At 43.0% G+C, this 15,588-nt stretch carries 12 protein-coding genes, 1 tRNA gene and 1 rRNA gene; 8 read left to right on the top strand and 6 right to left on the bottom strand.

Annotated elements, in window-relative coordinates; translation table 11 throughout:
* Positions 1–80: 80 nt before the first annotated feature.
* A tRNA-Thr gene (locus tag PL85_RS02255) sits at positions 81–156 on the top strand.
* A 31-nt stretch (positions 157–187) separates the two neighbouring features.
* Positions 188–303: ribosomal RNA gene (rrf, locus tag PL85_RS02250) — 5S ribosomal RNA — on the top strand.
* A 53-nt stretch (positions 304–356) separates the two neighbouring features.
* On the opposite strand, the gene PL85_RS02245 is transcribed toward rrf, so the two are convergent.
* The 5 genes from PL85_RS02245 to leuA all read right to left on the bottom strand — a co-directional run bounded on the left by PL85_RS02245 (position 357) and on the right by leuA (position 6,062).
* Positions 357–1,139: a DUF547 domain-containing protein gene (locus PL85_RS02245; protein WP_115339295.1), complete on the bottom strand. Its 783-nt coding sequence runs from the start codon at positions 1,137–1,139 to the stop codon at positions 357–359.
* A 112-nt stretch (positions 1,140–1,251) separates the two neighbouring features.
* The gene (gene leuD / locus PL85_RS02240; protein ID WP_017042706.1) at positions 1,252–1,854 is read right to left on the bottom strand and encodes a 3-isopropylmalate dehydratase small subunit; all 603 of its coding nucleotides are present in this window, start codon (positions 1,852–1,854) and stop codon (positions 1,252–1,254) included.
* Positions 1,855–1,868: 14 nt separating this feature from the next.
* On the bottom strand, positions 1,869–3,290 hold the full coding sequence (leuC, locus tag PL85_RS02235; RefSeq protein ID WP_115339294.1) for a 3-isopropylmalate dehydratase large subunit: 1,422 nt from the start codon (positions 3,288–3,290) through the stop codon (positions 1,869–1,871).
* Between the two features lie 59 nt (positions 3,291–3,349).
* Positions 3,350–4,441: a 3-isopropylmalate dehydrogenase gene (leuB, locus tag PL85_RS02230; RefSeq protein WP_115339293.1), complete on the bottom strand. Its 1,092-nt coding sequence runs from the start codon at positions 4,439–4,441 to the stop codon at positions 3,350–3,352.
* A 73-nt stretch (positions 4,442–4,514) separates the two neighbouring features.
* Positions 4,515–6,062: a 2-isopropylmalate synthase gene (gene leuA / locus PL85_RS02225; RefSeq protein ID WP_115339292.1), complete on the bottom strand. Its 1,548-nt coding sequence runs from the start codon at positions 6,060–6,062 to the stop codon at positions 4,515–4,517.
* Positions 6,063–6,521: 459 nt separating this feature from the next.
* Between leuA and PL85_RS02220 the strand changes: the two genes are divergently transcribed.
* The 6 genes from PL85_RS02220 (at position 6,522) to ilvN (ending at position 14,074) form a co-directional block, all read left to right on the top strand.
* Positions 6,522–7,055, top strand: a complete 534-nt coding sequence (locus tag PL85_RS02220; RefSeq protein WP_064625900.1) for a phosphatase PAP2 family protein — start codon at positions 6,522–6,524, stop codon at positions 7,053–7,055.
* A complete protein-coding gene (locus tag PL85_RS02215; RefSeq protein WP_026029132.1) occupies positions 7,052–8,098 on the top strand; it encodes an MJ1255/VC2487 family glycosyltransferase in 1,047 nt (348 codons plus the stop codon). Before PL85_RS02220 ends, PL85_RS02215 begins: the two co-directional genes overlap by 4 nt.
* Positions 8,099–8,441: 343 nt before the next feature.
* Entirely contained in the window at positions 8,442–9,401 is a 960-nt protein-coding gene (leuO, locus tag PL85_RS02210; RefSeq protein WP_081245352.1) for a transcriptional regulator LeuO, read from the top strand.
* A 197-nt stretch (positions 9,402–9,598) separates the two neighbouring features.
* On the top strand, positions 9,599–11,407 hold the full coding sequence (locus tag PL85_RS02205; RefSeq protein ID WP_026029134.1) for an AMP-dependent synthetase/ligase: 1,809 nt from the start codon (positions 9,599–9,601) through the stop codon (positions 11,405–11,407).
* A gap of 431 nt (positions 11,408–11,838) precedes the next feature.
* Entirely contained in the window at positions 11,839–13,578 is a 1,740-nt protein-coding gene (locus PL85_RS02200; protein WP_013856017.1) for an acetolactate synthase 3 large subunit, read from the top strand.
* Between the two features lies 1 nt (position 13,579).
* Positions 13,580–14,074 carry an acetolactate synthase small subunit gene (gene ilvN, locus PL85_RS02195; protein ID WP_010319822.1) on the top strand — a complete coding sequence of 165 codons (495 nt, stop codon included), beginning with the start codon at positions 13,580–13,582 and terminating at the stop codon, positions 14,072–14,074.
* Between the two features lie 82 nt (positions 14,075–14,156).
* Here the strand turns inward: ilvN and serA are convergent, their stop codons facing one another.
* Positions 14,157–15,386, bottom strand: a complete 1,230-nt coding sequence (gene serA / locus PL85_RS02190; protein WP_026028313.1) for a phosphoglycerate dehydrogenase — start codon at positions 15,384–15,386, stop codon at positions 14,157–14,159.
* Positions 15,387–15,588: the final 202 nt, after the last annotated feature.

The following is a 15,588-nucleotide window of genomic DNA, read 5'->3' as shown; positions in this document are numbered from 1 at the left end:
GACATCGCCAGGCTTTGAATTTATAAGAGCCCGTTTGTAAGAGCGGGCTTTTTAGTCACTTGTGACACAAGATACAGTGTGCTGATATGGCTCAGTCGGTAGAGCGCATCCTTGGTAAGGATGAGGTCCCCAGTTCGATTCTGGGTATCAGCACCAGTTTTATAGCTCTGTAAGCTAAAAGAATTTGCTTGGCGACCATAGCGTTGTGGACCCACCTGAACCCATGCCGAACTCAGAAGTGAAACACAACAGCGCCGATGGTAGTGTGGGGTCTCCCCATGTGAGAGTAGGACATCGCCAGGTTTGAATTACGAAACCTCAGCAGAAATGCTGAGGTTTTTTTCTATCTATTCGTATCATTTAGTATCATTCAATGTCCAATCATAGTGATAGCTGATACTCTTTTTCTCGCTTTTTAGTGCCTTGTTGTACTGCACTAAGTGCTCAAATAATTGCTGTTTCGTTCCAAAATCTTCAGCAAACCAGTCATAAATAGAAGACAGAACCCATTTATCATTGGTGACCTTTACTCCTTTTTCGCTATTGATAAACTCAGTGGCTGATTTCTCCAGTAATAATTCAGTATTTTCTGCTGTGAAAGCCTGCTTTTGTAAGTTTGGGCAGCCAAGGCTTGCGCAGTTGACCGCATAATGGGTTCGAGGATCTTTCCAAATGGGTCTTAAAATTCGATGTTCAATATCATTGAGAGTCAGCTCTTTTTGATTGATGGTAATGATCTTTTGTTCCCAAGGGCCAAATGAAAAGAATCCTCCTAGTTTAGTGATGGATGATATTGGGTAATGACCGACGATTAAGTTAACTGTTAAGGCATTATATAAGTTGACCCAGTAAGCATATTGTTCCAGCTTTGCATACTCTCTTGGATCAAGGGCTGATAATTGTGAAATATAGAGCTCTAACTGCTCCTTATCTTTTGAGTTGACCCTTTGATAATCGAAGAGGCTGTTGTGATTTTCTTGGATTAGATAAGTATCAAGTGTTGTCTGCCAAATTTGATGTGAAATGGCTTGTGTATTTTCTTCATTACTAGAGTTCCAATAATCCCATAGCTGTGATTTAGGAGCAGAAAATACATTCGTTGACCCGAGTGTCAAACATAGCGTTAATAGATATTTCATCGTTTACCTCTCATCTCATAGGTTATATGACCTAGGTAGGGATTGATAAATTTCAGATAAAATAAAAGGTTGGTGCATCTACACCAACCTCGGGAAATTAAATCGATACTCGCTATTTCAAAAAGCTAGGAATTTTTGTTTCATAATCAGCGATTTTATCTTCGTGCTGTAGCGTCAAACCGATATTGTCTAATCCATTAAGTAAGCAATGGCGACGAAATTCATCAATTTCAAATGAGTATGTTTTTCCATTGGCTTTAACTTCCATTCGTTCAAGATCTACAGTTAGTTGAGCACCTTCATTTCCTTCAACAAATTGGAATATTTCATCAACTTCTTGCTCTGTAAGGCGGACTGGAACCATTTGGTTATTGATTGAGTTACCATAAAAAATATCCGCAAAACTGGGTGCAATCATGGCTTTGATGCCGTAATCCGCTAAAGCCCAAGGGGCATGTTCTCGTGAAGAACCACACCCAAAGTTTTCACGAGCAAGTAGAATGCTCGCTCCTTCATAGCGAGGTTTATTCATGACAAAATTTGGATTAGGTTGTTGACCTGCATCATCTAGAAAACGCCAATCATGAAAAAGGTGTTTGCCAAAACCAGTGCGATTTACTTTCTGTAAAAATTGCTTAGGGATAATGGCATCTGTATCGACGTTCGCTGCATCAAGAGGAACGACCAAACCTGTGTGCTGTTTAAAACCTGACATTGGTGATCCCCTGTTTAGTTGAATGTTGAAGAATGAATATTACGGATATCGACAAAGTGTCCAGCGATGGCGGCGGCGGCGGCCATTGCAGGACTGACTAAATGTGTGCGGCCATCTCGACCTTGGCGGCCTTCAAAATTGCGGTTGGATGTTGATGCACAACGCTCACCTGCACCGAGCCTGTCATTGTTCATAGCCAAGCACATTGAACAGCCCGGCAAGCGCCATTCAAAACCCGCTTCAATAAATATCTTATCCAAGCCTTCCGCTTCCGATTGCGCCTTAACTTGCTCTGAACCTGGAACAATCAATGCTTGAACGTGTGGTGCGACTTTTTTACCTTTCGCGACTTGAGCTGCTGCTCGCATATCTTCAATGCGTGAGTTTGTGCAAGAACCGACAAAAACTTTATCCACTTTGTAGTCTGATAAGGATTTACCCGCTTCAAGTCCCATATACGCTAATGCTTTTTCTGCTGATGCTTTTTCGACAGGATCACTAAAGCTATCGGGAGATGGAATGGTTTCGTCGACAGCAATTACTTGGCCTGGGTTTGTGCCCCACGTTACTTGTGGTTTGATGTCCGCGGCATTTAGGGTAACGACTGCATCGAATTTGGCATTATCATCGGTTTTTAGCGTTGCCCAGTACTCAATGGCAGCTTCTAAATCGTTTCCTTGAGGAGAAAACTTGCGACCTTTAATGTAGTCGAAAGTAGTCTGATCAGGGGCGATAAGACCGGCTTTTGCTCCAAGCTCAATCGCCATATTGCACACCGTCATACGACCTTCCATTGAAAGATCGGTAATCGCTTCACCACAAAATTCAACGACATAGCCTGTACCACCGGCCGCCGTTGTTTTACCTATAATGGCTAGCACGATATCTTTAGCGGTGATGCCTGGAGCGACTTTGCCTGTCACCTCAATTTTCATCGTTTTCGCGCGAGCTTGTTTCAATGTTTGGGTTGCAAGTACGTGCTCAACTTCTGATGTACCGATGCCAAACGCTAACGAGCCAAATGCGCCATGTGTTGCTGTGTGTGAGTCACCGCAGACAATGGTCATACCGGGAAGAGTAATACCTAATTCTGGCCCCATGACATGAACGATGCCTTGGTATTTATGATTTAAGTCGTAGAGTGTTACGCCAAACTCAGCACAGTTCTTTGACAGTGTTTCCATTTGGATTCGAGCCATCTCACCCGAGGCATTAATGTCTTTTGTGGTGGTTGAAACGTTATGGTCCATGGTAGCGAATGTTTTACTCGTCTGACGAACTTTACGTCCCTTTTCGCGTAAACCATCAAATGCTTGCGGTGATGTCACTTCATGAACGAGATGACGATCGATATAAAGGATGGGGGTTTCCCCTTCAGCTGACACCGCAATGTGGGCATCATAAATTTTTTCGTATAAGGTTTTTGCTTGCGACATTGCTTCTTCCTTGAGCTCTTTGAGCTTTATAAAGGACTAGGCGAGCCTAGTCCTACTAATTATGAGTTTAAAATGTAGCTGGCAATTTTATCGCCCATTTCAGAGGTTGAAAGTGCTGCTTTACCACTGGCAAGATCTGCGGTGAGTTCGCCTGCGGTAAGCGCTTTTGATACGGCATTTTCGATAGCTTGAGCGGCACTTTCTTCGCCTAAGCTATAACGTAGCATTAAAGCGGCGGAAAGAATTTGTGCAACTGGGTTAGCAATGTTCTTTCCTGCGATATCAGGTGCAGAGCCACCTGCTGGCTCATAGAGACCGAAATTGCTTTCATTAAGGCTAGCGGAAGGTAGCATGCCCATTGAGCCTGTGATCATGGCGCATTCATCGGAAATGATGTCACCAAAAATATTAGAGCACAGCATGACATCAAATTGAGAGGGATCTTTAATGAGCTGCATAGTGGCATTATCGATATAAATGTGTGAAAGCTCGACGTCCGGATAATCTTTTGCGATCTCTTCCACGACCTCACGCCATAAGATAGAGCTTTGTAATACGTTCGCTTTATCGACGGAGCATACTTTTTTACGACGTAATTGTGCGGACTCAAACGCTATTTTTGCAATGCGTTCGATTTCGTAGCGGTGGTAAACTTCGGTATCAAATGCTTTTTCATTTGCCCCTTCGCCTTCTCGTCCTTTGGGTTGGCCAAAATAAATACCACCAGTCAATTCCCGAACAACCACAATATCGAAGCCACGATCGGAGATATCGGATCGTAAAGGAGAAAAGCTTTCTAAGCCTGAGTGAATTTGAGCAGGACGCAAGTTACAAAACAGTTGAAAATGTTTGCGAAGCGGTAGGAGAGCGCCGCGTTCTGGTTGGTCGTTGGGTGGTAAATGCTCCCATTTAGGACCGCCTACGGAACCAAACAATACGGCGTCTGCCTCTTCACATCCTTTAATTGTGCTTTCAGGCAGCGGGCAACCGTGGTTATCAATCGCAATCCCGCCGACATCATGTTCTTCTCTGGCAAACCGGATAGCATGTTTTTTTTCAATCGCATCCAATACCTTGTGTGCTTGTTGCATTACTTCTGGGCCGATACCATCACCTGCAAGAACGGCAATTTTGTATGTTTTGTCTGTCATGTTAGTCCTTTACTATTTTTATATTTGCTTGCCCCAGTGAGCTCTAAAGACTGAAAGCTCTAATCTAGGTACGTTAAACGGTTGCCACTTTCTTTTGTTTAATTTCTGCAATTTGATCGGCACGATGAATGCTATTGATCACGTGCAATAAGGCTTGTCCTGATGCTTCGACAATATCCGTAGAGACGCCTGTACCGTGATATTTTCGCCCTTTGTAGTTGGCAATAATATCGGCTTGCCCGAGTCCATCTTCACCTTCGCCCTTGGCGGTAAGGTCAAATTTATCCAATACGATCTCATAGCCAGTTAGACGGTAAATACATTGGTAAAGCGCATCGACAGGGCCATTACCAACGGCAGCTTCACATTTTTCTTCAGCACCACAAAGCAATTTAATACTGGTGGTCGCCATAACACTGCCTGATTGAACACTCAAATAGTTCAATTTGTAGAAATCGTCTTCATCACGCAGATTTGAAAAGTGCATCAACGCTTCTAAGTCATAGTCAAACACTTGGCCTTTACGATCTGCCAATTTTAAGAAATCTTCATACAAGGCATTGAGGTTGTATTCGTTTTCATTGTAACCCATGCTATCCATATGGCTTTTTACTGCGGCGCGGCCACTGCGGCTCGTTAAGTTCAGCGCTTGGTTTTTTAGGCCAATTGACTCTGGAGTCATGATTTCGTAAGTGTTTTTGTTTTTCAACATGCCATCTTGATGAATGCCTGACGAGTGGCTAAATGCGTTGGCACCGACAATCGCTTTGTTACTTTGAATCGGCATATTGCACAGTTGGCTAACCAACTTACTGGTGCGGTGGATCTCATCATGCTTTAAACCAGTATGTACGCCGAGGAATTCTTGACGAGTTTTGATGATCATCGCGATCTCTTCCAGTGAACAGTTACCAGCGCGCTCACCAATACCGTTGATGGTGCCTTCTATTTGCCTTGCGCCAGCCTGTACAGCGGCAATCGAGTTTGCGACTGACATTCCCAAGTCATCGTGGCAATGAACGGAAATAATGGCTTTATCTATGTTAGGGACTCGCTCAAACAGCATCTGAATAATGCCACCAAATTCGCTAGGAACAGTATAACCGACCGTGTCTGGAATATTGATGGTCTTAGCTCCGGCATTAATTGCGGCTTCGACCATTCTACAGAGATTATCAATGGGCGTTCGGCCCGCATCTTCACAGGAAAATTCGACGTCATCGGTGTAGTTACGGGCGTGTTTCACCGCACTGACTGCCATCTCGAGCACATCATCATAACTGCGGCGCAATTTATCTTGCACATGAATGGTTGAGGTTGAAATAAACGTATGGATACGAAAAGCATCGGCGACTTTCAGAGCTTCGGCCGCTGCATCAATATCTTTTGCTACCGCGCGAGAAAGCGCGCAGACGCGGCTGTTTTTAATGTGTTTGGCAATCGTTTTGACCGATTCAAAATCACCTGGGGAGGAAACTGGAAAACCTGCTTCAATAACATCAACACCAAGGCGCTCTAATGCGTAAGCAATCTGCAGTTTTTCTTTAACGGTTAAGCTTGCTGACAAAGCTTGTTCGCCATCACGTAATGTGGTGTCGAATATAATGACTTGATTATTCATGTTTGCTCCCTTGCACCGATGGTTAATCGTTTACTTCCTAAATATAGTTATAAAAAAACCCGCATCTCAGTGCGGGCTCTTGTCATCTTGTGTGGTGTTTTTCTTCCACAACCTACCCGCGCGAATGGTTCACGATAAGGAGCAGGCCCAGCAGGATAGAAAAACGGATAGTCATTCGTAACATTCCACAAGATTAAGTTAACAAATTAGTACCGTACTCGACTTAACTCGTCAACCATTAAGTTGTTTTTTTATTCATATCGGATCAGTTTTAGTCAAAAGCGGTAAAAATGAGCAGAATTGGTAGAGAGGATCACTTTTTGTAGCACGGAATGTTTTCACGCAAGAACGTTTGTCATCGGTTAAATTCATTCATTCTCCAACAAACAGTCACGTATTTGTCATTTTAAACTTCTACGTTTAGAGCGTAAGAGGTTTATGGAATGACAGGAGTCGCTCATGCGTGCCATCGGACAAATTGTTAAGTTTGACGTAGCGTTTTCGCTATTTTGTTTACAGCATCGTTTTAATCAGCCTGTAGCGCAGATCAGCAAAGCTATTTCCCATACTGGGGATGGGCATTTGTACGCGTTGATTGGTGCTTTAGCTTGGTATTTAGACCCGCTTAATGGCCACCTATTCTTAATGGCTGGACTGGCCGCTTTCGCGATTGAACTCCCTATTTATTGGGGATTAAAAAATAGCTTTCAGCGTCGTCGCCCTGAAGAGTTTTCTCCTTCATTCATTGCCTTTATTACCCCTTCGGATCGCTACAGTTTGCCCTCTGGTCATACGGCTGCAGGGTTTGTTATGGCGACATTAATTGGCCACTTCTATCCTCATAGCGATGCTTTTGTCTTGGTTTGGGCTGGCTTAATTGGCGTATCTCGCATCCTACTTGGGGTTCACTTTTTGACGGATATCGTGATTGGCGCGCTGCTTGGTGTAAGCAGCGCAAGATTTGCTTTGTGGTTGCTGGAGAGAGGCTTTTGAAAATTCTGTATGGTGTCCAAGGCACCGGAAATGGCCATATTGCTCGTTCACGAGTGATGAGTGAAGCGTTGAAAGAAGCCAAAATTGATGTGCAATTTCTCTTTTCTGGACGTGAAAAAGAGAAATACTTTTCGATGGAAAGTTTCGGTGATTACAAAACTCGGCGCGGTTTTACTTTTGAAACTGAACAGGGACACGTAAATTACGTTAAAACGGCGCTGAATAATAATTTGCTGACTTTCGTGAGTGAGACAAAAAAACTCGATTTGTCTCCGTATGATCTGGTCATTAATGATTTTGAACCAGTATCGGCATGGGCGGCTAAACAGCAAGGTATTCCGTGTATTGGGATAAGTCATCAAAATGCATTTCGTTATAATGTGCCTTTGAAAGGGGCAAGTTGGCTGGATAAACAGATTATTCAACAGTTTGCACCTGCCAATTACCACGTCGGTTTACATTGGTATCATTTTGATCAACCGATCCTTCCTCCGATTATCTATCGTTCAGAGCAGCATACGTCTAGCGAGCATTTCATTTTGGTCTATCTTCCATTTGAGCATGTTGATGATATTCTTGAGTTGCTTTTTCGTTTTTCAAATCAAGCATTTATTTGTTATCACCCTTCCTTAATGGAAGCGCAATCCGTTGAAAATGTTGAGTTGCGTCCCTTATGTCATACCCATTTTCAATATCACTTGCATTGCTGCGATGGCGTAATTGCTAATGGTGGCTTTGAATTACCATCAGAAGCACTTTCATTGGGTAAAAAGCTGCTACTTAAGCCACTATCGGGTCAATTTGAGCAGCAAAGTAACGTTGCCACTCTTGAGAATCTCGGGCTTGCTGCATCTATGGAGTTTTTGGACCCGTCGGAGTTACGCCGTTGGTTGGATGAAAAACAGGTCGAGCGCGTTGTCTATCCTAATGTAGCGAAAGCCTTGGTTGAATGGGTACAAAATGGCAAATGGGATAATCATAAAGAGCTGAGCCAGTCTTTATGGCGACAGGTTGATTTCCCTAGTTATGTGTCATTTAGCTAATATTGACGAAATGCTTTGAATTTTGACGTAATTAATTTATTTGGTGAATGTATCAAGGTGAAGGCTTGTTATTCATCACTTGATTCAATGTTTTGAATAAAATGCATAAATTTTTCTGTTTTATGGTTTTTTATAAAAATACATCGTACTGATAAATAAGGACAATCTTTTTGTTTGGATAAAAAAAACTGATATTTTATCAATCTTGTTGCCAATCGATAAATGCTTAGCAGATAGTAGCCTCCACCCAGCTGTGTCTGGGTAAATATAATAAATGGCAGGTTATCTATTCTAAAAAATTACTTTTACGGTATTGACGATAACAACAAGAGGCGTCCCAAAAATGTTAGATAAAAAAGATGCAATGAGCGCTATTGCTAGTTACCGCATGGAAAGCACATTACGTGGTGTAGATTTAAACCTGCTGACGGTTTTTGATGCAGTAATGCAAGAGCAAAATATTACCCGTGCCGCTCATAATTTGGGTATGTCTCAGCCAGCAGTCAGCAATGCTGTAGCGCGTTTGAAGGTAATGTTTAATGATGAACTGTTTATGCGACAAGGGCGAGGTATTCAACCTACCCAACGCGCACGTCAACTGTTCGGTCCGATGCGTCAAGCACTGCAATTAATCCGTAATGAACTGCCAAGTTCGGTGTTTTCTCCTGAAACATCAACCCGCTTATTTAAATTAGCGATTTGCAGTCCTTGTGATATGCGTTTCGCGCCGAAAATTATGTCATCAGTTCATGAACAAGCGCCTTTGGTCCAACTTCATCTTGATGCGGAATTTAACCGTTTGTTAGCCGAGCGTATGCGTTACCAAGAGATCGATTTTGTGATTGATTACGCGCGTTTTGATGAACAAGGGTTCTCCAGTACGGAAATTTTCCAAGATGAATTAGTGGTGGTGGCATCTAAGTCTCATCCTCGCATCAATGGCTCTGTTAACGTTGAGAGCCTAACAGCTGAAAAGCATGCGAAGTTATCTCGCATCCATGGGCAACGTAGCTTTTCTGAGCAAGCATATCGCGAATTAGACTGTGTTCCTTATTATGAAGGGACCAGTTTGAGCAATGTGCTTTATGTGGTCGGACAATCTGAGTTGGTGACGATTGCACCTCGTTGGATGGTTGAGAATGCGGCTAACCGAGATCAGTTACAAATCCTCGATTTCCCATTTGCAAATGGTCAAATCAGTGGTTATCTCAGTTGGCATGAGTCTAGTGAAAAAGACAAAGGCCATATTTGGCTGCGTGATCAGTTAATGATGATTTGCGGCGAAGTTGTTGCATTAAACTAACGTTTACCCGTTAATTTGTACTGTGATCTAAACTTAGTGATACTCCTCTTTGAGCCTTGAATTGGTTATATCTATTCAGGGCTTTTTTGTCTGTAGAATTAATTGATAACTTTGACATCCGTCAGTTGCCTTTTTTGCTTCTAAATGTACACTTGTGCGCTCAAAAAGCTTACATGTGTAAGCTACAGGTAAAAAAGATGCCCAATTTAAATTTCCATATCGTAAAAAGAATTCGTGAACAGATTGTCAAAGGTGGCGAGTGCATTGCTCTAAAACACAAAATAGAGAAAGAGTGGCATGGGATCAGCTGGAAGCAATTTGGTCAACGTATCGATGCGATGTCACTTGCACTTTTAACGCAAGGTATAAAAATCCAAGATAAAGTCGGGATTTTTTCGAATAATATGCCGCAGTGGACAATAGCTGACTTGGCTGCTTTGCAGTTAAGAGCCGTTACGGTACCTATTTATCCAACTAATACGCCAGCGCAGGCCAGTTACATTATTCAAGATGCTGATGTCAAAGTGCTCTTGGTCGGTGAACAGGCACAATACGATGCGGCACTGGATTTTTTTGATGAGTGCGAACAGCTTGAATTAATTGTCGCCATGAGTGATGGCATTGATCTAAAAAGTTTTCAACATGGCATCCATTGGCAGACTTTTATTGAACAAAATACAGATGGCCAGCAAGCGGAATTAGAGTCTCGCCTTGAACAGGCGAATATGGATGATCTGCTGACGCTCATCTATACCTCTGGCACCACAGGTCAACCTAAAGGCGTGATGCTTGATTACCGTAATATTGGCGCTCAGCTTGAAGGGCATGATGAGCGGTTAAACATCTCTAAGGATGATGTGTCACTCTGTTTTTTACCATTGTCACACGTGTTTGAACGGGCGTGGACTTTTTACATTCTTTACAGCGGTGCAACTAACTGTTATTTGCAGGATACGATGCAAGTACGTGATGCATTGAGTGAGCTAAAGCCAACGGTAATGTGTGCCGTTCCTCGCTTCTACGAGAAAATTTTCTCCGCTATTCACGAAAAAGTCTCGAAAGCGCCGTTGCATCGAAAAGTGCTGTTTACTTGGGCGGTCAATATGGGGGCTAAGATGGCTCTTTGTCATCAAGAAAAGCGCCAACCATCCTTCATGCTGAAAAAGAGTTACGCGTTAGCGGATAAAATCGTGTTGTCTAAATTGCGTGCATTGCTTGGTGGGCGGATTAATTTCATGCCTTGCGGTGGCGCGAAATTAGATGAAACCATCGGCCGATTTTTCCATGCCATTGGCATTAACGTGAAGTTGGGCTATGGCATGACGGAAACCACAGCAACGGTTTCTTGTTGGGATGATCGGTGTTTTAATCCTGATTCAATAGGCATGTCGATGCCAGGAGCTCAGGTCAAAATCGGTGACAACAATGAAATTCTTGTTCGCGGACCAATGGTTATGCGCGGCTACTATAAAATGGCTGAAGAAACGGCGTTAGCATTCGATGAACAAGGTTTTCTCAAAACAGGAGATGCTGGACACATTGATGAACAAGGTAATGTCTTCATTACTGATCGTATCAAAGAGCTGATGAAAACCTCCGGTGGTAAATACATTGCGCCACAAGTTATTGAGGGAGCGATTGGTAAAGATCACTTTATTGAACAGATTGCGGTGATTGCTGACACACGTAAATTTGTATCGGCTTTAATTGTACCTTGTTATGACAGCTTGGAGGTTTACGCCAAAGAGCTCAACATCAAATATCATGACAGATTAGATCTTATCAAGAACAACCAAGTGGTTGAGATGCTGGAAAAACGAGTCAATGATTTGCAAAAAGAGCTAGCCAAATTTGAGCAAGTGAAAAAGTTTAAATTATTACCTAAGGCTTTTTCAATGGACAAAGGTGAGCTGACGCCGACTCAGAAACTGCGTAGAAAAGTCATTAGTGATCGTTACCAAGATGAAATCGAGGAAATGTACAAAGAAAAGACTAAAGGTGAGTAAGATTATCTTAAGATAGTTTTTTCATTGTTTAAAAATCCTCCACTTGCTTTTCAGATAAAGCGTGGGGGATTTTTTATATTACGACGGAAGTTAAACCTCGCTTCCTCATAACGCTATATTGCCGCATGGTAATATTTTTTGCTTTATTTTTGCTAATTACTCATGGATTGAGCTGTTTTTAATGCCGGTTTTACGATAGTTACCTAATAAAATCCCATTTAACCAAACATTTGCCAAAGTGTGCGCTATTTGGCGTTCGACCCGATGATAAGAAAGAGTTACAGTTGTTGCGTTACCTTGTTTTTTGTTATGACAAAAGCAAGACATAGCCGAAAGTGGAAAGTTTTCGAATTAGGCTACAAATAAGCCCTAAACTATGTAAAACCAGGCCCATTGACTGACCATGTGTTGGGTACTGGTAAGGAGAAAAAATGGCAACGCAATCCAATCAACAGATGTTATCTGGCGCAGAGATGGTGGTTCAATCTCTGATCGAAGAAGGTGTAGAGCAAATATTTGGATACCCAGGTGGTTCCGTTCTTGATATTTACGATGCGCTGCACGCAAAAACCGACCAAATTAAACATGTCCTTGTTCGCCACGAGCAAGCGGCCACGCACATGGCAGATGGCTATGCTCGAGCAACCGGAAAAACGGGTGTGGTACTTGTTTGTTCTGGCCCAGGGGCGACGAATACCGTCACAGGGATTGCTACCGCTTACATGGACTCGATTCCAATGATTGTTATTTCAGGCAACGTACCAAATAACCTCATTGGTAACGATGCGTTTCAAGAATGTGACATCGTTGGGGTTTCTCGTCCGATCGTCAAACACAGTTTTCTTGTAAAAAAAGCTGAAGATATTCCTGAAACCATTAAGAAAGCCTTTTATATTGCCTCAACAGGGCGCCCGGGGCCGGTCGTGATCGATCTGCCTAAAGATGTGATGAATCCTCAGATCAAACTCCCTTACACGTATCCTGAGTCGATCAAACTGCGCTCATACAACCCAACTACTTCTGGTCATAAAGGGCAAATTAAAAAGGCGTTAAAAGCGTTGTTAGAAGCCAAAAAACCCGTATTGTACATTGGTGGTGGCGCTGTTATTTCAGGCGCAGATCAGCACATTTTACAACTGGCTGAAACGCTCAATTTACCCGTAGTCAGCACGTTAATGGGGCTTGGTGCTTTCCCTGGGACTCATAAAAATGCGTTAGGCATGCTTGGAATGCATGGCATGTATGAAGCCAATATGGCGATGCACAATGCGGATTTGATTTTCGGTATTGGCGTGCGTTTTGATGACCGTACAACCAATAATCTAGAAAAGTATTGCCCGAACGCTAAGATCATGCACATTGACATTGATCCTTCGTCGATCTCTAAAAATGTGCCAGTCGATCTGCCGATAGTGGGATCAGCCGAACAAGTACTGGAAACTATGCTGCAATTGCTCTCTGAGCAAGGTGGCTGTAATGATTCGCAGGCGCTTGAACTATGGTGGCAAGATATCCAAAGCTGGCGCGACCGCCAATGCCTAGCTTATGAGAAATCCAGCGAACGCATTAAGCCGCAGCAAGTGATTGAAACTTTACATAAACTGACTAATGGAGACGCATATGTGGCCTCCGATGTTGGTCAGCACCAAATGTTCGCCGCACTTTATTATCCATTCAATAAGCCTCGTCGTTGGATCAACTCTGGCGGTTTGGGCACCATGGGGTTTGGTTTACCCGCTGGAATGGGGGTTAAATTTGCCATGCCAGAAGAAGAGGTAGTGATTGTCACTGGGGATGGCAGTATTCAAATGAATATCCAAGAGCTTTCCACTGCGTTGCAATATGATATTCCAGTGAAAATTATTAACTTAAACAACCGTTTTCTTGGCATGGTAAAACAGTGGCAAGATATTATTTACCAAGGACGTCACTCTAATTCTTATATGAGTTCTGTTCCCGATTTTGCAGCAATTGCAGAAGCTTATGGCCACGTTGGCATCCGTATCTCACAGCCTGATGAACTTGAAGCCGGGCTTAAAAAAGCACTCGATATGAAAGATCGATTGGTTTTTGTTGATATTAATGTGGATGAAACGGAGCACGTCTACCCAATGCAAATTAAAGGCGAAGGGATGGACAAAATGTGGTTAAGCAAAACGGAGAGAACATAATATGAGACACATTATTTCAATATTAATGGAAAACCAATCGGGTGCTTTGTCTCGCGTTGTTGGTCTATTTTCTCAACGTGGTTATAACATTGAATCACTAACGGTTTCGCCAACCGATGATGCAACATTGTCACGCTTAAACATCACCACTAAGACCGATGAAATGCAACTTGAACAAATTCAAAAGCAACTGCATAAGTTGATTGATGTGCTTAAAGTGCAAGAAGTGTCGGAGTGTGAACACATTGAACGTGAGCTGATGATGGTGAAAGTCAAAGCCAGCGGTTTTGCGCGCGCCGAAGTGAAACGTACGGCTGATATTTTCCGTGGGCAGATCGTGGATGTCACTGCGGCGCAATATACTGTGCAGCTTGCTGGAACCAGCGAAAAACTCGATGCCTTTATTCAAGCGTTGTCGGAAGTCACTGAAGTAATCGAAGTCGCGCGAAGTGGTGTGGTAGGTATTGCTCGCGGGGAGCGAGCGCTTAAAGCTTAATTTACTGAGCTCCCTATCGAAATAAGTAAGGCCACATTTTATGTGGCCTTTTTGTCGTTTGGTGCTTTTACTAGAGAAGTGCTTAGTGAAGAATACGCGCACGAATGGTGCCGCTGATGCTTTTCAGCTTAGTAAGAGCTTCCGCAGAGCGAGCGGTTTCTACGTCAATCACTACATAACCGATATCCGCTGACGTTTGTAAATATTGAGCGGCGATATTGATCCCTTCTTCGGCGAAGATGGTGTTGATTTGTGTCAGAATACCCGGACGGTTTTCGTGAATATGCAGTAAACGCGAACTATCACGGTGAATTGGCAGTGATACTTCAGGGAAGTTCACGCTTGATAAGGTTGAGCCGTTATCTGAATATTTTGCCAACTTACCGGCTACTTCAATACCGATATTTTCTTGTGCTTCTTGCGTTGAGCCACCAATGTGCGGTGTCAGAATGACATTATCAAAATGCATTAGTGGGGATTCAAAAGGTTCAGAGTTTGTGGCGGGTTCTTCTGGAAATACATCTATTGCCGCGCCAGCTAGATGGTTTGATGCCAATGCATCGCAGAGTGCGGGAATGTCGACTACCGTTCCGCGTGCTGCGTTGATAAAGATAGAGCCAGGCTTCATGCGTGCAAACTCTTCTTTACCCATCATATTTTTAGTATCTGGAGTTTCAGGCACATGCAGAGAAATGACATCACATTTATTCAGTAGCTCGCTCATCGTATGTATTTGCGTTGCATTACCGAGTGAGAGTTTGTTTTCTATGTCATAGAAATAGACTTGCATACCGAGGTTTTCGGCAATGATACCGAGCTGGGTGCCAATGTGGCCATAGCCAATAATACCTAAGCGTTTACCGCGAGCCTCATAAGAGTTATCAGCACTTTTTTTCCAAATACCACGATGCGCCAATGCATTTTTTTCAGGAATCCCACGCAGTAGTAGCAGTGTTTGGCCTAAAACGAGTTCAGCAACACTACGAGTATTTGAAAATGGTGCATTAAAGACAGGAATCCCACGTTTTGCGGCTGCATTCAGGTCAACTTGGTTGGTGCCAATGCAGAAGCAGCCGATAGCAACCAACTTCTCTGCCGCGTTGATTACCGCTTCAGTCAAATTAGTGCGCGAACGAATTCCGATGAAGTGAGCATCTTTCACCGCTTCGAGCAGTTGTTCATCACCCAGAGAACCTTTGTGATACTCAATATTGCTGTAACCGGCAGATTGCAGTACTTCAACCGTTGAAGGGTGTAGCCCTTCGAGGAGTAAGATTTTGATTTTGTCTTTTTCGAGTGAAACTTTGGCCATTATTCTCGTCCTTAAAAATGGGAAGGTGGGCAAACACGGCGCACATAAAGCAAAAGGGCTAATGTAAAGAGGAAGATTAACCATTTTGTTGGAAGACAAACGTTTTCCTTGTGCGTCTTCTGACCAATAAAGTAACAAACTTTTTTTGTTTTGGGTAAGAAAATTACGAAATAAGGCATGATTTTCTAGGGCATAGCGAAGA

The organism is Vibrio anguillarum, from assembly GCF_001989995.2.
Classification (GTDB): domain Bacteria; phylum Pseudomonadota; class Gammaproteobacteria; order Enterobacterales; family Vibrionaceae; genus Vibrio; species Vibrio anguillarum.
Note: the sequence above shows the minus strand (reverse complement) of the source record. Positions and strands in the feature narration are given on the sequence as shown.